Here is a 20,780-nt window from a genome sequence, read left to right as displayed (position 1 = left end):
GAACGATGCGTCCCGGGTGGATCGACGAGCCACCAGCCCTCACTGCGGAGGCGGTAAGGCAGGGACCAACGGAGTTTTTCTCGCTCTTGCATGCCGCCCTTGTCGTCGGCGGAAGCGCCGGCGGCGGGGCGGATGCGAGGAGATTTTCGGGACTTTTGTGCAGTTTTTATGCAGGTCAAAGCGGCTTGCCTCGACCGGCCGCAGCCGGCATAGATTTGGTATGACGACCGAAACCTACCGCCCGCGCCGTTCGGTGCTCTACATCCCGGCCTCGAACGACAAGGCGCTGGCCAAGCTTGCCTCGCTGACTTGCGACGCCGTCATCATCGATCTCGAAGATGCCGTCGCTCCCGCCGACAAGGTCTCCGCGCGCGAAAAACTCGCCGGCATCTTCGCCGATCGCCCAGTTGCCAACGACTATGGCCGGCGCTGCGAGATGGTCGTGCGCATCAATGCGCTTTCCAGCGAATGGGGCGCCGACGATTTGCTGGCTGCGGCACGCTGCGAGCCCGACGCCATCCTGCTGCCCAAGGTCGACACGCCGCGCGATGTCCTCGAACCCGGCGACGTGCTCGACGACAATTTCGCACCGGACGCGGTGAAACTGTGGGCGATGATCGAAACGCCCAAGGCTCTGCTCAACATCGGACCGATTGCCGAGCTTGGCCGCGATCCGGCCTCGCGGCTAACTTGTTTCGTGGCCGGAACGAACGATCTGATCAAAGACACCGGCATTCTCGCCACGCCCGACCGGCGCTATCTCACACCCTGGCTTATGCAGATGGTGCTGGCGGCGCGAGCCGGCGGCCTCGACCTGCTCGACGGTGTCTTCAATGATTTTCGCGACCTGGACGCTTTTGCGAGCGAATGCGGGGAGGCGGCTGCCATGGGGTTTGACGGCAAGTCGCTGATCCATCCGGCCCAGATCGAGGCCGCAAACCGGGCCTTTGCGCCATCTGCCGAAGCGCTGGCCGAGGCGCGTTCGGTGAAAGAGGCGTTCGCGCTTGCCGAGAATGCCGGCAAGGGCGTCATTGCACTGAATGGAAAAATGGTCGAACGGCTGCATCTGGCGCAGGCCGAAAAACTGCTGGCGAAGGCGGCCGCCATCGGGGCATGATTGGCAACTCACGACAGGAATGAAAAATGAAACTCTACCGCTTTTTGTCCGGCCCGGACGATTCCAGCTTCTGCCACAAGGTGACGGCGGCGCTGAACAAGGGCTGGCACCTGTTCGGCTCGCCAACCTATGCCTACGACAAGCAGACCAAGAGCATGCGTTGCGGCCAGGCCGTGGTGAAGGATATCGAGGGCCAGGAATACGGGCCCAACACCAAGCTCAGCGATTGGTAGAGTTTGCATAACTCCGACGCAGGCTGTGTTGAGATTCAGGTCAGGCCGCGCCGGAGTCGAAGACGGGCGCGAAGCGACCAGACTGGGTGGTTTCCGAGAACCGGAGCGGAGCGTACTTTTGAGTACGTGAGCACCGGAAGCGCAGGAAACTGCCGTTCGCAGGCCGGCATCACCTGAATATCAGCACAGCCTACTCCGCCGCCTCTTCGATCCGTTCCATATCATCGTCCGACAGGCCGAAATGATGGCCGATCTCGTGGATCAGCACATGGGTGACGATGTCGCCCAGCGTCTCTTCGTTCTCGGCCCAGTAGTCCAGGATGGCGCGGCGGTAGAGCGTGACGCGGTTCGGCCCCTCGCCGGTCTGAGGGTTCCAGCGCTCGGCGATGCCGCGCCCCTCGAACAGGCCGAGCAGGTCGAACGGCGTTTCCAGCGACAGATCGTCCATGATCTCGTCGGTCGGGAATTCGGCGATCTGGATGACGATCTCGCCGGTCAGCTTGCGAAAATCCTCCGGCAGATGGGCATAAGCCTCCAACGCCAGGAACTCCATTTCCTCCATCGATGGCGAAAGCTGGTCGTGCCAGACACGGGTCTTGTAGATGCGGGCCATGCTTTGTCCTTCTGATCCCGGCATATAGGCTTTCGAGCCGGACTCGGCAAATGGCCGGGTTGCCGTCAACGCAAGGGCAGGAATAAATTCCCCATGACTCCGCTTGACTCTTCGGGTGCCCTCTGGAATCTATAGGAACATAACAGGAACAATTGTGAGTGGAAGCTGACCGTCATGGCGACAAGCGCCGTGGCGCGGGAGACTGTTTTTGCCCTGCGCCGCCAGATCGCGAAGATCGAGGGAACGCTGCCCGAGCGCCTGGAGGCGCCGGCCGGCGCAACCCCCGTTGATGCGGACGTCCTCCCCCAGAATCCAATAGCGGATGTCACACCCCAGGGTCTAACAATCGTCCGCCGCGGCTTCGCCGTGGCGCCGCCCGATGCGTTTCTGCGCACCGGCGCCGAGGGGCTTGATGCTGCGCTCAGCGGCGGCCTGCCAAAGGCGGCGCTGAACGAGATCCATGGCGCCGCGACCCGCGATGCCGGGGCCGTCGCCGGCTTCGCCCTGTCGCTCGTCAGCCTGATCCTCAAACAGGGGCCGCAATTGCCGGTCCTGTGGATCGGCACCGCGGAAATCTTCCGGGAGGCGGGCTTCCCCTATGCCAGGGGGCTTCACGCCGTTTTCGGCATCGAGCCGGAGCAATTGCTGTTTTCCGAGGCGCCAAAACTCCTCGATGCGCTGTGGATCGCCGAGGAGGCCGCCCGGATGACGGCGCTCGCCGCCGTCATCCTCGAAATCCGCGGCAGCCCGCAGCGGCTGGATCTCACCGCGACGCGGCGGCTGCACGCCCGGGCCCAGAATGCCGGCCGGCCGGTGTTCCTGCTGCGCCAGGCCGGCGAATCCGAGCCGACGGCGGCACCCGTTCGCCTCGTCCTGTCGGCGGCGCCGTCGGCATCTCGCCAGACGATTGCCGGGCCGCTCGCCGGCTCGATCGGCCGTCCCGCCTTCACCGTCAGCATCGGCAAGAGCCGCACGGCCTTGCCAGGACAATTCACACTGGAGTGGAACCCCGATGAACACAGTTTCGAAGAAAGACGGGGCGAGGAAAGAAGGGCAGCGAATTCTGTCCCTGTGGTTCCCGCATCTCGCCGCGGAAAGGGTCCTGCGGCAGCGTCTGGGGCGGTCCTGGCGTTCCCGGCCGTCGGATCACCTGCCGCTGGTGATCAGCCATCGCCAGGGGAACGCGCAGCGCATCGCCGCCCTCGACGAGCGGGCTGAGGCGCTTCACCTGAAGCGCGGCATGGGCATAGCCGACGCGCGCGCCATGCATCCGTCGATCGACGTACTGGAAGCCGATCCCGAGGCCGACCGCCGCCTGCTCGAAAGTCTTGCCGACTGGTGCGACCGCTACACCCCGCTGGTGGCGCTCGACGCAGCCGATGGCCTGTTCCTCGACGTCACCGGCTGCACTCATCTTTTCGGCGGCGAACGCTCGATGCTCGACGACATCCTGTCGCGCTTTTTCCATCAGGGGTTTGATGTCCGCGCCGGCCTTGCCGCCACGCCAGGTGCTGCCTGGGCGGCAGCGCGGTTTGCCAGTGACCGCATCGTCCCCGGTGGCGAGGAGGAAGCGCTTCTCGCACCCTTGCCACTGGCGGCGCTGCGCATCGAGCCTGATATCCGCGCCAGCCTGGAAAGCGTCGGCCTGCGCACGGCGGGGGCCGTCATGGCAGCCCCCCGCGCGCCGCTCGCCCGCCGCTTCGGTGTCTCGCTGCTTTTGCGCCTCGACCAGGCGCTCGGCCGCCTCGACGAAGCGGTGTCGCCGCGCCTGCCGGTCGCCCCGCTTTCGGTCGAACGCCATCTCGCAGAGCCCATCATGCTAACCGACGAAATAGAGCGGCTGGTGAAAATGCTGGCGACGACTTTGAAGGTGGATCTCGAACGCCGCGGCGAGGGCGCAAGGAGGCTGGCGCTGCTGCTCTTCCGCGTCGACGGCGCCGTCAGCCGCATCGCCGTCGGCACCTCGCGGCCGTTGCGCGAGCCGCTGCTGATCCAGAAATTGTTCCACGAAAGGCTAGCCGCGCTCGAACAGGATATCGATGCCGGCTATGGCTTCGATCTCGTGCGCCTCTCGGTCCTGACGGCCGCGGCCTTCGACATGCAGCAGGCGGATCTCGCCGGCGAGACGCGCGATGACGGCGCCGACATCGCCCTTTTCGCCGACCGCATCCGCGCCCGGCTCGGCGACAGCGCGGTTTTGAAACCGATTGCCGTCGAGAGTCATCTGCCCGAGCGCGCCGTCGCCACGCTTCCCTTCGCGGAAGCGCCGCAAAGGGTCTCTCCGCCGAAGAAGCCGGACAAGATACAAGACACTAAGCCTGTCTTCCGGCCGGAACGCCCCATCCGGCTGTTCCGTTCGCCCGAACCGATCGAGGTCCCGGCCACCGAAATGCCTGAGGGACCGCCCATGAACTTCCGCTGGCGGCGCGCGCTGTACCGGGTTGCGCGCGCCGAAGGGCCGGAACGCATCGCCCCGGAATGGTGGCGGGAGGCGTCGGGGCAAGAAGACGCGCCGACCCGGGATTATTTCCGCATCGAGGATAGCGACGGCCGCCGTTACTGGCTCTACCGCCAGGGTCTCTACGGCGCCTCTCAAGTCCCGCCGCGCTGGTTCATGCATGGGGTCTTCGCATGAATGCGCTGACGGCCGTTCCCTATGCCGAATTCGGCATCCAGTCGAATTTCTCGTTCCTGCGCGGCGCCTCGAAACCGGAGGAGCTGGTGGTCGCGGCAAAGTTTTTGGGATTCTCGTCGATCGGACTTGCCGACCGCAACACCGTGGCCGGCGTCGTGCGCGCCTGGCAGCAGGCCAAGGTGGAAGGTCTTTCCTATCATCCCGGCTGCCGCCTGGTTTTTTGCGACGGCACGCCTGATGTTCTCGCCTATCCGCAGGACCGCAAGGGCTGGGGCCATCTGTGCCGCATGCTGACGCAAGCCAATATGCGCGACGAAAGCGAAAAGGGCGCGCCGCTTCTCTATCGCGACGACCTTTTCGAATGGGGCGATCTCATGTCGCTGGCGGTCCTGCCGGATCTGTCGGCGCCGGCGGAAGATGATCTCGGACTGATTAGCCGGCTCAGGGATCGCTTCGGGGAGAACCTGCGGCTTGCCGTTGCGCCGGATTATCAGGGCAACGACCGCTTCCGTATCGAGCAGGCGGCTGCCATGGCTGAGGCATCGGGCATTCCGCTGATGGCGACCAACGACGTTCTTTACCATACGTCCGAACGGCGCCGGTTGCAGGACGTGCTGACGGCGATCCGCCTCAACGTGCCTGTTGCCGAAGCGGGGCTGGATCTGGCGGCCAATGCCGAGCGCCATTTGAAGCCGCCAATGGAGATGGCGCGGCTTTTCCGCAGACATCCGCAAGCGCTGGCGGAAACGCTGCGCTTTGCCGGCGAATTGAGCTTCTCTCTCAGTGACCTCCAATACAACTATCCCGACGAACCGACGGAATCGGGCCTCGGGCCACAGGCCGAGTTGGAAAGGCTGGCTCGAGAGGGTGCAGCGCTACGCTATCCCGCAGGCGTTCCCGCCGATGTGACGAAGCGCATCCAAGAAGAGCTCGCTTTGATCGAGCGTCTGAACTACGCGCGCTATTTTCTGACCGTCTATGACATCGTCAAATTCGCCCGCAGCCAGGACATACTCTGCCAGGGCCGCGGCTCCGCGGCCAACTCGGTGGTCTGCTATTGCATCGGCATCACCGAAGTGGGACCCGAAAGGATCGACTCGCTTTTCGAGCGTTTCATTTCCGAGGAAAGAAACGAGCCGCCCGATATCGATGTCGATTTCGAACATGAGAAGCGCGAAGAAGTCATCCAGTACATCTATACCAAATATAGCGCCAAGCGCACCGCGCTTGCCGCGGCCGTCGTCAGCTACCGGGGCCGCTCGGCGATGCGCGAAGTGGCCAAGGCGATGGGCCTCTCGGACGATGTCAGGAGTGCGTTGTCCAGTTCGATCTGGGGCTGGTCGACCTCGGAGCTCGGCGAAAAGGAGACCAGGGCCGGCGGCCTCGACCAGACCGATCCATCGACAAGGCATGTGATCGAATGCGCCAACGAGATCATGGGCTTTCCCCGTCATCTTTCGCAGCATGTCGGCGGCTTCGTCATCACCAGGGACCGGCTCGACGAGATCGTGCCCATCATCAAAACGGCGATGGACGAGCGCAAGATGGTCGAGTGGGACAAGGACGATCTCGACGCGGTGAAAATCCTTAAAGTGGATGTGTTGGCGCTCGGCATGCTGACCTGCCTGCAGCGCGCCTTCACCCTGCTTAGGGATTATTATCCGGAGGCGCGGGATGACTATGGCCAGCCTTATGTGCTGGCCACCCTGCCGCCGGAGAATAAACATGTCTACGATATGATCTGCCGCGCCGACACGATCGGCGTCTTCCAGATCGAATCGCGCGCGCAGATGTCGATGCTGCCACGCCTCCGGCCGCGCACCTTCTACGATCTCGTCATCGAGGTGGCGATCGTGCGGCCCGGCCCGATCCAGGGCGACATGGTCCACCCCTATCTGCGCCGTCGGCAGAAAAAAGAAAAAGCCGAATATCCCAAGCCGGAACTGGAAGAGATACTCGGCAGGACGCTGGGCGTGCCGCTGTTCCAGGAACAGGCGATGAAGATCGCCATTGTCGCCGGCGGCTTCAGGCCGGGCGAAGCCGATGAACTGCGTCGCGCCATGGCCACTTTCAAGCGCACCGGCACGATCGGCAATTACCGCAAGCGGATGGTCGATGGCATGATGAAGAGAGGGTACGAGAAAGACTTCGCCGAACGCTGCTTCAAGCAGATCGAGGGATTTGGCGAATATGGCTTTCCCGAAAGCCATGCCGCCTCCTTCGCCCTGCTGGTCTATGCCTCCTGCTGGTTCAAGACCTTCTATCCCGACGTGTTCTGCGCTGCGATCCTGAACTCCCAGCCGATGGGGTTTTACCAGCCGGCTCAGCTTGTCCGCGACGCAAGCGACCATGGCGTCGAAATCCGCGACGTCGACGTCAATTTTTCCGATTGGGATTGCGCGCTGGAGGAAGCGCCCTTCGATCCGGCCCGCATCCTTGAACGCCATGCCCAGATGCGCGGCGTCATCCGGACCAATCATGCCGTCCGGCTGGGTTTCCGCCAGGTCAAAGGTCTGTCGAAGGAGCGCATGGAGGTGTTTGTCGCCAGACGCGGCGACGGCTACGCATCCGTTCGCGATGTCTGGCTGCGCTCAGGCCTTTATGTCGATGAGGTCGAAAAACTGGCGCAAGCCGACGCTTTCCGTTCGCTTGGTCTCGACCGCCGCGACGCCCTGTGGGCGGTCCGCGCCCTCGACGGCAGGAGTGCCGCCGAAACCCTGCCGCTGTTCGACCGGCCGGCGATCCGTTTGCGCGATCTCGAGCCCCAAACCAGGCTCCCGACAATGCCGCTCGGCGAGCACGTCGTCCACGACTACCGTTCGCTCGGCCTGTCGCTGAAAGCGCATCCGCTTGCCTTTCTGCGCCAGCGGCTGGATCGTTCCGGCGTCACGCCCAATGCGCGCCTCCCCTCCGTGCCGGATGGCAGGCGGGTCTCCGTCGCCGGCCTGGTGCTCGTGCGGCAGCGCCCAGGCACTGGCAAAGCGATTTTCCTGACGCTGGAAGACGAGCAGGCCGTCGCCAACGTCATCTTCTGGGAAAGGACCTTCAATCGCTACCGGCCCATTGTCATGGGAGCGCGGTTCGTTCGTATCACCGGCAAACTGCAGTCGGAATCGGACGTCATCCATATCGTCGCCGAAAAGGTCGAGGATCTGACGCCCTGGCTGTCCGTGCTTTTGGAGGAGAAGCCCGATGTACCTGTCGTGCAAAGCGACCGGCAGGATAGCGCGACGCTATCGGGGAAGGCAGAAAGGGTCATGCCCAAGGGGCGCAATTTTCAATAAAGCATACCGGTGCGACGCTGCACAATCTTGCGAAATGTCAGCGGGACAGCGAAGGATCACTACAGTTCAGGACGGTCCGCCCAGGCGCGGCGGCAATCCGTCCTCCAAGGGGATCGCGCGCGCCTCCGAAGGCAGCATGATCGGGATGCCGTCACGCACCGGATAGGCAAGCCGTGCGACCCTTGAGATGAGCTCGCCGCGCTCCGGATCCCAGGTGAGCGGGCCCTTGGTCAGCGGGCAGGCCAGCAATTCCAGCAGCCTGGGGTCGACATTGGCATTCTTTCCGTCACGCCCATCCACCATTCGGTTCGTCCTTATCTGGGCAATCACTTCAGGTTTCGCGCGGCTCTCCCTTCTCCCACAAGGGGAGAAGGAAGAGCCTCCTATTGCAGGCTCGACCCGAAATCCTCGTTTTCGCGCGCCAGCGCCATTTCGGTGATGGCGATCAGCGTTTCGGCGCGTGTCTTCAAGTCCGCCGCTTCGAGTAACGCCTGTTTCTCGGCCGGCCCGTAGGGAGCCATCATCGACAGCGCATTGACCAGCATGGCATTTTCGGCGCGGCTGACGCTTTCCCAGTCGGCTTCAAGATCGTTGGCCTGCAGATAGGCGCGAAATGCCTTGAGCAACGCCGGTCGGTCGATCTCTGCCTCTGCCTGACCTTCATCGAGATCGGTGAGAAAGGGCGCAAACCGACACTGGCGGAAGGGCGTCTTGACCGCGAGCTCCTGCACGATGCGGAACCGGCACACGCCTTGCAGCGAAATCAGGTAACGGCCGTCGCCACTCTCGGAAAGCGCAATGATACGTCCGGCGCAGCCGACGTTGCAGAGTTCAGGCTCGCCATCGGCGCGCCGCGCGCCGTCGAGGCTGGGCTGTATGATGCCGATCAGCCGCGATCCGGCGATCGCCTCATCCACCATCTCCAGATAGCGCGGCTCGAAGATGTTGAGCGGCATGCGGCCTCCCGGCAGCAGCAACGCCCCTTCAAGCGGGAAGATCGGCACCGTCGACGGCAAATCCGTATCGAGCCGGTAATGCGCGTTTCCCGCCTGCACTTCAGTCCTCCGCTCGCTTCGTCCAGAAGCGCATCAATCCGTCCGCCCATCGCAACCTGGCGTGTAAATCGTCAGGAAGCAAAAAACGGATCCGGTCTGGCCCCTAATCTGGCGCAGCCGCCGCCGACCGCAAGGCCACCAGGCAAAAACAGCTATGCCGCGCTCAGGAGAACAGCAGCGACGACAATTTGCGCCGCGCCGCCAGCGTTGCTTCGTCGGTCATCCCCCATGCCTCGAAGAATTGCAGCAACTGCGTCTTGGCGCCATCGTCGTTCCACGAGCGGTCGGCCTTGACGATTGCCAGCAGATTGTCGGCCGCCGCCATGCGCTCGCCATTGGCGTTCTGGATCATGGCAAGATCGAAACGTGCCTGATGGTCCCCGGGGTTCTCAGCCAGCCGACGCTCGAATTCGGCCGGATTGCCGAGCGCCGACGCCTGTGCGGCAAGCGCCATCTTGGCGCGCACCGCGGCCAGCGGCGGCGCATCCTTCTTTGCTTCCGGCGCCCGCGCCAGCACGGCTTCGGCGCCCTCGGCATCGCCGGCCTCGAACAGCAGATCGCCAAGCCCGGCAATGGCTTCGATCGTCTCCGGCGCCTGTTCCAGGACCGCGTCGTAGATGTCCGCCGCGGTCTGCATGTCGCCGGCGTCGCGCGCCTCCGCGGCCGCGGCAAGCGCCTCGGCCACCTGCGGCGCACCATTGGTCTTGCCGCCGACCTTCTCGATGAACGCGGCGATCTGGCTCTCGGGGATGGCGCCCATGAAGCCGTCGACCGGCTGTCCATCCTTAAAGGCGATGACCGCCGGGATCGACTGGATGCCGAGCTGTCCGGCGATCGAAGGATGGTCGTCGATATTCATCTTGACCAGCTTGACCTTACCGCGGGCGGCCGTGATTGCCTTTTCCAGCAGCGGCGTCAGTTGCTTGCAGGGCCCGCACCAGGGAGCCCAGAAATCGACCAGCACCGGCTGACGGCGCGATTCCTGGATGACGTCGGCGGCAAAAGTGGCGGTCGTCGTGTCCTTGATGACATCGACGGCGACAGGCGGCTCGCCAGGCGCTACTTTCGCGGGGGCGGCCTCAGTGCCGCCATACTGCACAGTGGTGGCATATTGCCCGCCATTGCTGCCAAACGGGCCGCCAAATTGATTGCTGTCGCTCATCTCGTCACCCTTTCGGTCGCGCCGCCGGCCCACCGGCCCGGCACAACGTCCATATCCTCGCTCAGAAGTCGGTTTATCGCCATCCATGTGGCGATCATGCCGTGACTTTCAAGATAACAGCATCATGCCCGGTTGCCTCGACGAATTTGACAAGGTCGGCGGCAGCGATCGATGTCGTTGCCTCGTTGGTCAGCGGATGGGCGTTGATGATGGCATGGCCCATCAACTCCTGGTCGAGAACCACCTTCACTCTTCGCGCCGTGTCGTTGATCACGCCGAACACGGTGACCGCGCCCGGAACAACGCCGAGAAGCTCCATCAGCATCTCCGGCTTGCCGAAAGACACGCGCCCGGCAGCGCCGATCACATGGTGGATCTGCTTGAGGTCGACCACCGCCTCCTCGCCGACGCTGACCAGGAAGAAATTGTCTTTCTTGTCCTTGAGGAACAGGTTCTTGGTGTGCCCGCCGGCGATTTCTCCGCGCAACGCCTGCGAATCGGCGACCGTGAACAGCGGCGGATGACGCAGGGTCGAGACCTCGATCCCAAGATCGGCGAGAAAGGCAAAGAGCTCGGCTTCGGTTTTCGGCATGTTGTTTCTTGTCGGACTTGTTGTTGTCGCGGTTTGGATCACGCCGTTTACGGCCAATGACGCGGTCGAGACAAGACCGTCGCGCGGTGAGGCCGCCGATTCCGTTCCTATCTTCGCTACGGAAGGCTTGTTTACGTCGCCGGGTGCGGACCAAAAAACCTGCGATTTCCCTGTTGCAATCGCCGCGCCCTTCAGCCATATAGGCGCGGCTTGCGGCCCAAAAGCCGCGCGAGCGGGTGTAGCTCAGGGGTAGAGCACAACCTTGCCAAGGTTGGGGTCGAGCGTTCGAATCGCTTCACCCGCTCCAGTTTCCCAAGGGAATCAAGCAATTGCGAAGTAGGCCGGATCCCCTTCCGGTCTTTTTCGTTTTTGGGGCGCACCAGCACTTTGGACCTGCCGGCAAGGGATCGAAAATCCGGGCGATCGAGGCCAGGGCGCCGAATAGATCGCAGCCGGAGCCTCGACAACGCAAACCGCCTATCGGAAGCAGCGCCCTTGCATAGCGTTCTAAGGGTTCGGCTGTTTTTTTGTGATGCGTGTGGAACACAGGCCATCGACGATGGTTCGGCCCCAGCAGCGTTATTCCAGTAGACAAATGCTGCGAGATCGGATGCTCCCTCCGATCAGCCCGCGTCCTTTCCCTCCTCGGGCGCGGGCTTTCATCCATTTGGCCGATGCACCGGTCATGGAAGATAGCCACATTAATCTGGATCAGCCTCTCTGATCCCGACAGACCTTTGCCCGCGACCTCTCCCGGAGGCGCGGGCATTCTTCATCTCATCGGCCGACGTGCCGGGCTGTTACGACATGCCGGGCTGTTACTACATGCTGGGCGGTTATTTAGGTTCGACTGCGCTAGCTTCTCTCCCGCGTGAGAGAGGTGGAGCGAGCACCGAGATCGCCTTCGGCAGAACTTTGAAATGGGCCGGTGTCGAGGTGACGATCTCGCCATCCGTGTTGACCGGCATTGGCACTTTCGTCTCGACGTCGAACTCGATGCACCTGGCCGTGCGCACCTCCCGCCAGACACCATGCGTTCCGGAGCGGAACGAGCGGAGCATCAGCGCCAGCTTCCAGAGATTCGTCATCTCCAAACTATAGAGGTCGAGATGTCCGTCATCGATCTCGGCCGTCTCTTCTACCACGTTGCCGCCGCCGTAATGCACTCCGTTTCCAACCGCAATCTGGTAGGTCTCGGCTTCGATAGTCGCACCTTTTTCGGTAATCTTTGCGTGGAACCGCTCGGCCCTGGTCAACACCTTCATCGCCGCCAACGCATAGCCAAGCCTGCCGAAGCGCTTCTTCAGAACGGGATCGAGCCCCAGCGCCAGCTCGGTGCTCAGTCCAATGCTCGCGACGTTGAAAAAGGCATGCCCATTGACGGTGCCGACATCGATCCGTCGAGTTCTGCCTTGCACGATCACGTCTGCGGCCTGCAGCAGATTTGTCGGAATGTGAAGCGTTCGCGCAAGGTCGTTCGCCGTTCCCATCGGAATAATGCCCATTGGCAGGCCGCTTTCGACGACCGCCATCGCCGCCGACGACACCGAACCGTCGCCACCACAGACGATCACAAGATCGGCCAGATGGCGCAAGCGCACAATGTCGCGCGCAAGCTCGGGCAATGCCTCGAACGTCTCGACTGTGACGGCAAGCCCGCCGATCTCCAGCCGCTCCACAATAGGCGCCATCGACTCCTGGCCGCGCCGCGCCTTGGGATTGAGGAGCAGCAATGCGCGCCTGTTGGTTTTTTTGCTCATTCAGAGCCTGGCCGGACAGTTCATGGCCACGCACATAAGGTGGCTGGCGGCAAATTTCGACCCCAATCGTCGCTTCTTGACCTCCGGCGAGGTTTCCCCCGCGGCAAAACGGTGTCCGATGTCCAAGTACTGTGCGCCGCGAGGCATAGGCTCTCCTCGATAACGCTTTAGGACTTTTGCGTTTCAATCTCGGACCAAGGTCCCTTGCGGGCGGTTGTATTTAAACGAAACTGGCTAAGTAGTGGACCTTCAGATTAGAGAGTCCTCACATACTTGGAACCATCCTGGCGGGAGGGCGGCTCGAAGGAGAAAACCATGAAAACTCGAACCATTCTGTTCGCAACGGCCGCCGTCCTCGCCCTTGTCGCTTCTCCAGCCCTAGCCGGACCCGGCGGCAATGGCGGCGGCAAGGGTAATGGCGGAAGCAACGGCAACGGCGGAAACTCGGCTGGAGCAGGCTCGCAAGGACACGGAGCCGCCACGTCTGCCGCGGCCAAGGATAAATCCACGAGGGGAATTGCTCATGCGATGGCTGTCGTTTCGACGACGCCCGCCTCACAGCAGGCCACCCTGTCGTTGCAGGCAGCCTTGGACAAGTTCCTGGCAAGAAAGGCCGGGGATGACCCGGCAGAGTCTTCTGACGACTCCTCAGGCGAAATTCCAGAAGCAGCCGAATAAAATCGCAACTTGGGCGCTGAGCCGGCGCACCGCACCATCGAAAATTCTTGCCCGCCGGGGGGCTCCTTCATCTGTTCGGCCGATGCCCTGGGTCAAGGAAGAGCCGACATTGATCCCGATCCCCTCGGATCCCTGGACGGTCCTGCCCCTACAGACTGTCCAGAGAGCACCACCGGCTTCGGCCGGTGGTGCGTTTCTGTGCGAGAAAAGGCGCTAAGCGAGCCGAAGCCGGAGTCCATGGCGGCGCGCAGCACGTTGGCAGCTCACCCACGGCGCCTACTCCGGTGCCCTGGGCCGGGGCAACCCACACTACACCTCAGGCCGCCGGTGCTTCCACGGCATCTCCCGCTCGAGCTGCGCGGAGACGGCGAGCACGCTCGCTTCATCGCCATAGCGGCCGACCAGCTGCACGCCGATCGGCACGCCGCCGGCGGACCAGCCGAGCGGCAGTGAGATCGCCGGCTGTCCCGAAATGTTGAAGGGGAAAGCGAATACGGCGTCCGTCCACTTCGCATTGTAGCGATCAATGTCCGGTTCCGACATGTCGTAGTAGCCCAAAGGCCTCGGCAGTTGCGTCAAGGTCGGGGTGATGAAGAGATCATAAGGCGAGAGATCGCCGACGATGTCGCGGCCGATCTGACGGATCGTCTCGACATCGGAGATGTGGCGGATGCCGCTCGTCGCGCGGCCGCGCTCGATGATCGCCCAGGTTACCGGCTCGACCTCGGCCAGCGTCACCGGCCGGCCGATGACCGTTTCATGATAGCCGAAGGTTGCCGCCGTCTGCACGCAGGTCATGTTGGTGTAGGTTTTCCACACCGCATCGGCGTCGAGCGGCATGTCGTACTCCTCGACATCATGGCCGAGGCGCTCGAGCGCAGCCACCGTCGCCAGCACCGTGGCCTTGACCTCGGGGTCTACAGCCGTGCCGTTGGGCGGCGTGACGGTAAAGCCGATGCGCAGCCTTTCCGGCGCACGCGACGAGAGGCTGAGCCAGCTGCCGTCCGGAACCGGCGGCGTATACGGATCGCCCGGCAGCGCTCCGGCCACGGCATCGAGATAGGCGGCGGTGTCGCGCACCGTCCTGGAGCAGCACAGGAAATAGGCGCCGCCATACCAATAGTCGCCGAAGGGTGCGAGGCTGACGCGTCCGCGCGACGGTTTCAGGCCGACAATGCCGCAACAGGAGGCCGGAATGCGGATCGAGCCGGCGCCATCGCTGGCCTCGGCGATCGGCACCATGCGCGCGGCGATCGCCGCCGCCGCGCCGCCGCTCGAACCGCCCGGCGTGACGCCGTCCTTCCAGGGGTTTTTCGTCGCGCCGTAAAGCTTGGGTTCCGTGCTGATCGACCAGCCATTCTCGGGTGCATTGGATTTGCCGACAAGCACCAGGCCGGCCGCCTTCATGCGGCGCACGACCTCGGTATCGAAATCGGCGACGACATCTCTGAGGAAAGAACAGGAGTTGGTGTTGGGCGCTCCGGTCCAGGACGAGGCCAGTTCCTTCAGCAGAAATGGTACGCCGGCAAAGGGCGCGCTTCTATCGACCGTCTCAGCCGAAGCCCGCGCCATGTCGTAGAGCCGGTGAATCACCGCGTTCAGCGCCGGGTTGAGCCGCTCGATCGTCGTGATGGCCGCCTCGACAAGCTCGGCCGGCGAGACTTCCCCACGCTTAACCAGCCCGGCTAGGTCCAGCGCGTCGGACTCGGCGTAGGTTTCCAGGAAACTGTCGGTGATTTCGGCCATGTCTCTCTCCCTTCGTGCGGCGACCGTCGCCGCCCCCTCACCCAGCCTCCGCTTCGCTCGGCTGACCCCTCCCCGAGGGGAGAGGAGATCGCCAGCGTTGACGCCAGCCTCTTCTCCCCTGCGGGGAGAAGGTGGCCGCGTAGCGGCCGGATGAGGGGGCAACCCTCACAGGCGAAAGACCATGATCACCTCAGGCCAACTCGACGGTCCGCCCTTCCGCGATGCTCTGCTCGGCGGCAAGCACGATGCGCAGGCTGTTGACCGCGGCATCCATCTGCTCGGTCAGATCGAGATCCTCGCGGATGGCGCGCAGGAAGAATGCCTGCTCGCGGTCACAAAGCTCCTGGTGACCGGGTTCATCCTCCATGCTGACAATCTCGTCCGGCTTGCTGAAATTCTTGTCGCCGTCCACCTGTGCATAGTGGATCTTCAGCGCATCGGTCTTGGTGTGGCGATCGATGTCGGCGGAGTTCGACACCTCGGCCGCCTCAGCCGCACTGCTTGCCGTCTGGCCGGCGACGATCGAGACCGCGCCCTTCGGGCCGACCACGTCCTTCACGAAATAGGCCGTCTCGCTCATCATCGGGCCCCAGCCCGCCTCGTACCAGCCGACCGAACCGTCATCGAAAGTGACGTGCAGATGGCCGTAGTTCTGCTTGTCGGCCTCCGCCCACAATTTGGCGCCGATGCCGTGCACGCGGACCGGCTTGGCGCCGGTCAACTGGCACATCACGTCGACATAGTGGACGCCGCAATCGACGATCGGGATCAGCGAATCGATCAGGTTCTTGTGCCAATGCCAGGCGCTGCCGCTGCTCTGCTGGTTGAGGTTGAGCCGCATGACCAGCGGCTTGCCGAGCGTCTTGCCGACCTCGATGAACTTGATCCACGAGGGGTGGACACGCAGGATGTAGCCGAGCACCAGCTTGCGGTTCCTGGCACGAGCCGCGGCAACAACCTTTTCGGCATCCTCGATATTGGTGGCGAGCGGCTTTTCCATGAACACATGGCAGCCCGCGGCAATCGCCTTCAGCGCATATTCGGCATGGGTGTTGGGCCAGCTGTTGATGGAAACGGCATCCGGCCTGGTCTCCTTCAGCGCCTGGTCGAAATCCTCGTAGAGCGGATAGCCGGCTAATTCCGCCGGGATCTTTGTGTTGCTCTTGATCGTGCGGCTCATGATGCCGACGATCTCGAACCCGTCGAGCCGATGATAGGCGCTGGCATGCGACGCGCCCATATTGCCCAGCCCAACCACCAGCACTTTCACCTTGTCGGCCAAAGCCACCTCCCTTTTTCTTGATTGAATCGCGGGTGGCACTCCCGTCGCCGCCCGTATGTTTATCCAGGGCAATCACTTCAGGTTGGCGCTGCCCCTCATCCGCCTGCCGGCACCTTCTCCCCGTATAGTGACGGGGAGAAGGGAGACCGCCGCAACCTCAGCGCCCTTCCTGCAACGCTGGTGATTGGCGAAACCATTGATGATGGCGTCTTTCTCCCCGTCACTATACGGGGAGAAATGCCCGGCAGGGCAATGAGGGGCGGCGCCGACATCGACAATTGCCGAGCAGACTTACTTGACCGCCGAATCGAACAGATGCGCCTTGATGTTATCGACGTCGAGCGCGGCAAAGCCCTCGGACAGCTTGTAGCCGTCGGCATCGGCTTTGACCTTGGCCTTGTCGAAATCATTGGCGGGGCCGATCAGCTCGTTGGTGCAGACGTCCTCGGCCTTCACCGGGCTGGTGATCTGGCCGATCTTGTGGATCTCGTCGAAGAAGCCCTGCCAGCTCGCCATGTCGTGCGAGCCCCAGCCTTCGCGCTTGTCCATGTCGCCGCGGAAGACGTTGATCTGCTGCAGGATCGAAGTGGTGCCGAGCTCGGGCCCGAGATTCTTGGCCAGCGTCGGGAACTGCTCGAACACCGCTTCGACGGCGGCGCGCGGATTCTGGTAGCCGAATTCGAGGCCCATCGCCCAGCCGCGCAGGTACTTTTCCAGGAACGCCTTGCGGTCGGGATCCTCGAGATCTGCTGCGCGCACGACGAAAGTGTTGGCCGGCAGCTTCGAATTCTGCACGCCGAGCCAGTATTCGAAGTCCAGGTTCTTGGCGATCCATTCGGCGCGCAGGCCTTCCCACGACAGGGCGGCGTCGCCCTGACCTCCGGCAAGTGCGGTGCCCCAGGTCGGCCAGCCCGCCTCGACATATTTCACCTTCTTGATGTCGACGCCTTGCGCCGCCAGCAGCGGGTCGGTGATCGACTGCCAAGCGGCGGAGCCGAGCAGAATGGTCTTTCCTTCTAGCTGCTTCAGGTCGTTCGATCCCTCGCCCTTGCGGAAGGCGAAGCTGAACGTGTCGCGCGCGCCCATGTGGAACACGGATTTGAGCTTCATGCCGTTCTGGATGGCGAAGGAGACGACGCCGGGCGAAGGGAAGCCCATGTCGGCCTGGCCGACATCGACGAACTTCACTGTCGCGGTGCCGTCCGATGGTCCCGGCTGCATGTCGGTGTCGAGATCGCCGAAATAGCCGGCCTTCTTGGCGGCCCAATAGGGATAGTCGTCCAGCACTTCGAGCGTGCCGCGCGGCGAGATCCAGGTGAATTTTCCATAGGCTTCGGCCTTGGCTCTGAGGCCTGAAGCACCGAGCGCGGTGGCCGTCACCAGGCCGGCGCCGGTGACTTGCAGAAAATACCGGCGGCTGATCCCCGCACTATGGCTGATTGAACTTTTGGTCATGGCATTCCCCTTTTTGTTGATTGCTTTGCCCTGACGCCCGCCTCCCGGGCGCCACTGTCACCTTTTGCGCCTATGCCTCCCAGCTCGCCCACTTCTTGCCGATCAGGAAGAACAGCACGTAGATCAGGATGCCGAGGATCGAGAGGATCAGAACCACCGCGAAGAATTGCGGCATCTGGATCATCGACGAATAGGTGGTCAGCCGGTTGCCGAGGCCGAAGCCGCCGCCGACCATCTCGGCACCGACCGCGGTCAAAAGTCCGAAGATCGCGCCGATCATCAGCCCGACCAGGATCATCGGCAGCGCCATCGGCGCCCGGATTTTCCAGAATATCTGCAAGGTGCTGGCGCCATAGGAACGCGCCAGCGCGATCTTGGCGCTGTCGACGCGGCGAAAGCCGGTCGCCGCATTGATCATCACCATCGGACCGGCGGCCAACGCCACCGCGATGATGCGCGGCGTGTAACCGAAGCCGAAGCGCAGGATCAGAAGCGGCACCAGCGCCAGCATCGGCGTGGTGACCAGGAGCAGGATGTAGGGCGCCACGATCTTTTCGGCGAAAGGAAATTGGGTGATCACCGCGGCCATCACCAGGCCGATAATGGCGCCGATCGAAAAGCCGGAAACAAGCTCGACCAACGTGTAGCCGAGATGCGGCGCAATCAGCGGGAATTCGTCGAACAGGGCGTAGGCGATCGCGCTTGGCGCCGGCATGATGTAGTGCGGCACATTGAACAGCCGCAGCGCCAGCTCGATGCCGCCGATGATGATCACCGCAACGGCGATGATGGCAGCGAGCTCGGCGCCCGACCTGATGCCGGGGCCGCTGGCGAAGGCCGAAAGATTGGTCAGGCTGACCTCGTGCCCTTCACCAGCCTTGGCGCCCGACTTGGTCTTGGAGAATTCCGGTATGGCGTCGCCTCCGCTCATGGCCTGATCCTCACAATTTCGGCGGTGCCACGCTCCCGCGCCTTTGGCCGTATGCGCTCGCCGACAATGTCCATCTTGATCGTGTTGGTGAGGTCGAAGACTTCCTTCGTCGCCATGATCTCCAGCGAGCGCGGGCGCGGGAATGGCACGCTATATTCCTTGGCGACACGGCCCGGCCGCGCGCTCAGCACCACCACCCTGTCGGAGAGGAAGATCGCTTCCTCGATGCTGTGGGTGATGAAGACGATGGTGGTCTTCGTATCGAGCCAGATCTCCTCGACGAGACGGTTCATCTCCTCGCGGGTAAAACTGTCGAGCGCGCCGAACGGCTCATCCATGAGCAGGACCGAGGGCTTCAGCGCCAGTGCCCGCACGATCGCCGCGCGCTGCTGCATGCCGCCCGAAAGCTCGCGCGGAAACTTGCCGCCGAAGCCGTCTAGCCCGACGCGATTGACGAGGTGGGCGATCCAGGCGCGATCCGGTTTCTCGCCTTTGATCTCGAAAGGAAAATGGATGTTGGCGTCGAGATTGCGCCAGGGCAAAAGATTTGCCTCCTGGAAGACGATGCCGATATCCGGGTGCGGCCCGGTGATCTCCTTGCCGTCGAGCCGGATCGTCCCGCTGGACAGGCGATGCAGCCCGGACATCGACCACAAAAGCGTGGTCTTGCCGCAGCCGGAGGGGCCGACGATCGAGACGATCTCATTGGCGTGAACGTCGAGGCTGCAGCGGTCCAGCGCCAAAAGGTCGCCGGAAGCCGTATGATAGATCTTGGTCGCGCCCTGCACGCCAAGCTTCGGGGTTTTTGCACTGCCCGTATTCATGCGCCCCTCGGAGATCGCGCGATGATCCAGTGGGTCATCTGTCCGCAAAATCAGTCTGTAACTATCCTACTTTACTGTCAAGCGGCGACCGCAGCTACCGTCGACAAGGTCGCTGTAGCGGCATCTACATTGTTGTTTGAATTAGCTTTTCTATTTCTTGAAAAGCGTGTTGCTTTCCTACATACTTCGACAGCCGGCCGCAGGAATGCCATTCCAACAGAGGTTGCGGATCGCATGAGGCGGAACAGGCAAGCGATGCGCAGACATGGTAGAGGTCCAGCTCAACCAACAGCAGAGGAAGGCTCAGTTCATGACCGAAGCTGACGGCCAGGCACGGCGGACCTCCGACGACGATGCCGAGGGGCATGACCATGTCAGGCGCATCCCCGACATCATCTCGCTGGTCAAGGACTCTTACGCTGAACTGCGCCCGGCGGAGCGGCGCGTCGCCGATGTCGTGCTCGACGACGTCAAGTTCGCGGTCGACGCTTCCAATGCCGTGCTCGCCCAGCGCGCCGGGGTGAGCGAACCGACGGTGACCCGGTTCTGCCGCGCCATCGGCTGCGAGGGCGTGCGCGATTTCAAGCTGAAGCTGGCGCAGAGCCTCGTCGTCGGCGCGCTCTATCTGAGCAAGCCGCCACCCACCAGCAGCGACAATGGCATGCCGTTCTGGAATGCCGTGTTCGGCGAGGCGCGCCGGGCGCTACAGGAAGCTGAGCGGCAGCTCGATCCGGCGCAGCTGGTGAAGGCGGCCGAGCTCATCGCCAAGGCGCGCCAGGTCACAGTGTTCGGCCTCGGCGGCAGCTCCTCGGCGCTGGCGCAGGAAACCCAGTACCGGCTGTTCCGCTACGGCATCACCGTCAGCGCCCAGTGCGACCCCTATCTGATGCGCATGACCGCCTCGACCTTGAAGCCAAGCGATCTGGTGATCGCCATCTCGGCGACCGGACGCACGCGCGAAGTGATCGAGGCCGTCGAGCTAGCCAAGCACTACCGCGCCAATGCAATCGGCGTGACCGCGCCCGACACCGATCTTGCCCGCGCCTGCGACGTCAGGCTGACGGTCGCGGTGCCTGAATATCCCGACACGCTGAAGCCGACGGCTTCGCGCTTCGCCTTCCTGGCCGCGATCGACCTGATGGCGGTGGCGGCCGCCTACAAGCTCGACGGCGCGGCCCGCGAAACGGTCCGCCGCATCAAATACAACGCCCAGATCCACAGGACGGGCAAGGAAATGGAGCCGCTGGGCGATTGAGTTTTAGTGCGCAGCCGCCGTCGTTACCTGGCGTTGCGCTATCGCATATGGGGCTCCCCCTCATCCGGCCGCGTCGCGGCCACCTTCTCCCGTCGGGGAGAAGAGGTTGGCGTCGGCGTCGACAGGCTCCTCTCCCCTCGGGAGAGGTCAGCCGAGCG

General features: G+C 63.2%; 18 protein-coding genes and 1 tRNA gene. 8 read left to right on the top strand and 11 right to left on the bottom strand.

Annotation, left to right across the window (positions count from 1 at the left end; genetic code table 11):
• Positions 1 to 220: 220 nt before the first annotated feature.
• Together NKH73_RS23230 and NKH73_RS23225 are read left to right on the top strand one after the other, a co-directional pair.
• Positions 221 to 1,117: an HpcH/HpaI aldolase/citrate lyase family protein gene (locus NKH73_RS23230; protein ID WP_352936632.1), complete on the top strand. Its 897-nt coding sequence runs from the start codon at positions 221 to 223 to the stop codon at positions 1,115 to 1,117.
• 26 nt (positions 1,118 to 1,143) lie between these two features.
• Complete coding sequence (locus NKH73_RS23225) at positions 1,144 to 1,350, top strand: DUF1737 domain-containing protein (RefSeq protein ID WP_292164902.1); 207 nt, start codon at positions 1,144 to 1,146, stop codon at positions 1,348 to 1,350.
• A 190-nt stretch (positions 1,351 to 1,540) separates the two neighbouring features.
• Here NKH73_RS23225 and NKH73_RS23220 read toward each other — a convergent pair whose 3' ends face one another.
• The gene (locus NKH73_RS23220; RefSeq protein ID WP_352936630.1) at positions 1,541 to 1,963 is read right to left on the bottom strand and encodes a metallopeptidase family protein; all 423 of its coding nucleotides are present in this window, start codon (positions 1,961 to 1,963) and stop codon (positions 1,541 to 1,543) included.
• Between the two features lie 174 nt (positions 1,964 to 2,137).
• Between NKH73_RS23220 and NKH73_RS23215 the strand changes: the two genes are divergently transcribed.
• From NKH73_RS23215 to NKH73_RS23205, 3 genes are read left to right on the top strand one after another with little or no spacing between them, the layout of a single operon-like run.
• Entirely contained in the window at positions 2,138 to 3,181 is a 1,044-nt protein-coding gene (locus NKH73_RS23215) for an ImuA family protein (protein WP_352936628.1), read from the top strand.
• Positions 3,123 to 4,598, top strand: coding sequence for a DUF6504 family protein (locus tag NKH73_RS23210; RefSeq protein WP_352936626.1), 1,476 nt, complete (start codon positions 3,123 to 3,125; stop codon positions 4,596 to 4,598). Before NKH73_RS23215 ends, NKH73_RS23210 begins: the two co-directional genes overlap by 59 nt.
• Complete coding sequence (locus tag NKH73_RS23205; protein WP_352936624.1) at positions 4,595 to 7,882, top strand: error-prone DNA polymerase; 3,288 nt, start codon at positions 4,595 to 4,597, stop codon at positions 7,880 to 7,882. The genes NKH73_RS23210 and NKH73_RS23205 overlap by 4 nt, the downstream gene beginning before the upstream one ends.
• A 66-nt stretch (positions 7,883 to 7,948) precedes the next feature.
• On the opposite strand, the gene NKH73_RS23200 is transcribed toward NKH73_RS23205, so the two are convergent.
• The 4 genes from NKH73_RS23200 to NKH73_RS23185 form a co-directional block, all read right to left on the bottom strand.
• A complete protein-coding gene (locus NKH73_RS23200; RefSeq protein WP_352936622.1) occupies positions 7,949 to 8,185 on the bottom strand; it encodes a Trm112 family protein in 237 nt (78 codons plus the stop codon).
• Positions 8,186 to 8,265: 80 nt separating this feature from the next.
• A complete protein-coding gene (locus tag NKH73_RS23195; RefSeq protein WP_352936620.1) occupies positions 8,266 to 8,937 on the bottom strand; it encodes an LON peptidase substrate-binding domain-containing protein in 672 nt (223 codons plus the stop codon).
• A 163-nt stretch (positions 8,938 to 9,100) separates the two neighbouring features.
• Entirely contained in the window at positions 9,101 to 10,099 is a 999-nt protein-coding gene (gene trxA, locus NKH73_RS23190) for a thioredoxin (protein WP_352936618.1), read from the bottom strand.
• Between the two features lie 94 nt (positions 10,100 to 10,193).
• Positions 10,194 to 10,691 carry a prolyl-tRNA synthetase associated domain-containing protein gene (locus NKH73_RS23185; protein WP_352936617.1) on the bottom strand — a complete coding sequence of 166 codons (498 nt, stop codon included), beginning with the start codon at positions 10,689 to 10,691 and terminating at the stop codon, positions 10,194 to 10,196.
• A gap of 232 nt (positions 10,692 to 10,923) precedes the next feature.
• Between NKH73_RS23185 and NKH73_RS23180 the strand changes: the two genes are divergently transcribed.
• A tRNA-Gly gene (locus tag NKH73_RS23180) sits at positions 10,924 to 10,998 on the top strand.
• Positions 10,999 to 11,527: 529 nt separating this feature from the next.
• Here NKH73_RS23180 and NKH73_RS23175 read toward each other — a convergent pair.
• On the bottom strand, positions 11,528 to 12,451 hold the full coding sequence (locus NKH73_RS23175; RefSeq protein WP_352936615.1) for a lipid kinase: 924 nt from the start codon (positions 12,449 to 12,451) through the stop codon (positions 11,528 to 11,530).
• A 315-nt stretch (positions 12,452 to 12,766) separates the two neighbouring features.
• Here NKH73_RS23175 and NKH73_RS23170 point away from each other — a divergent pair, with 315 nt between their 5' ends.
• On the top strand, positions 12,767 to 13,129 hold the full coding sequence (locus NKH73_RS23170; protein ID WP_352936613.1) for a hypothetical protein: 363 nt from the start codon (positions 12,767 to 12,769) through the stop codon (positions 13,127 to 13,129).
• 309 nt (positions 13,130 to 13,438) lie between these two features.
• On the opposite strand, the gene NKH73_RS23165 is transcribed toward NKH73_RS23170, so the two are convergent.
• The 5 genes from NKH73_RS23165 to NKH73_RS23145 form a co-directional block, all read right to left on the bottom strand.
• On the bottom strand, positions 13,439 to 14,875 hold the full coding sequence (locus NKH73_RS23165; protein WP_352936611.1) for an amidase: 1,437 nt from the start codon (positions 14,873 to 14,875) through the stop codon (positions 13,439 to 13,441).
• A 190-nt stretch (positions 14,876 to 15,065) separates the two neighbouring features.
• Positions 15,066 to 16,157 carry a Gfo/Idh/MocA family protein gene (locus NKH73_RS23160; RefSeq protein WP_352936609.1) on the bottom strand — a complete coding sequence of 364 codons (1,092 nt, stop codon included), beginning with the start codon at positions 16,155 to 16,157 and terminating at the stop codon, positions 15,066 to 15,068.
• 291 nt (positions 16,158 to 16,448) lie between these two features.
• Positions 16,449 to 17,612 carry an ABC transporter substrate-binding protein gene (locus NKH73_RS23155; RefSeq protein WP_352936607.1) on the bottom strand — a complete coding sequence of 388 codons (1,164 nt, stop codon included), beginning with the start codon at positions 17,610 to 17,612 and terminating at the stop codon, positions 16,449 to 16,451.
• A gap of 70 nt (positions 17,613 to 17,682) precedes the next feature.
• Positions 17,683 to 18,543 (bottom strand): ABC transporter permease, encoded by an 861-nt coding sequence (locus tag NKH73_RS23150; RefSeq protein ID WP_352936605.1) that lies wholly within the window; start codon positions 18,541 to 18,543, stop codon positions 17,683 to 17,685.
• The gene (locus tag NKH73_RS23145) at positions 18,540 to 19,367 is read right to left on the bottom strand and encodes an ABC transporter ATP-binding protein (protein ID WP_352936603.1); all 828 of its coding nucleotides are present in this window, start codon (positions 19,365 to 19,367) and stop codon (positions 18,540 to 18,542) included. Before NKH73_RS23145 ends, NKH73_RS23150 begins: the two co-directional genes overlap by 4 nt.
• Positions 19,368 to 19,677: 310 nt before the next feature.
• Here NKH73_RS23145 and NKH73_RS23140 point away from each other — a divergent pair, with 310 nt between their 5' ends.
• The gene (locus NKH73_RS23140; protein ID WP_352936601.1) at positions 19,678 to 20,622 is read left to right on the top strand and encodes a MurR/RpiR family transcriptional regulator; all 945 of its coding nucleotides are present in this window, start codon (positions 19,678 to 19,680) and stop codon (positions 20,620 to 20,622) included.
• Positions 20,623 to 20,780 lie beyond the last annotated feature (158 nt).

Source organism: Mesorhizobium sp. M0938, assembly GCF_040319125.1.
GTDB classification, from domain to species: Bacteria; Pseudomonadota; Alphaproteobacteria; order Rhizobiales; family Rhizobiaceae; genus Mesorhizobium; species Mesorhizobium robiniae.
This window is presented reverse-complemented; position numbering and strand designations above follow the sequence as displayed.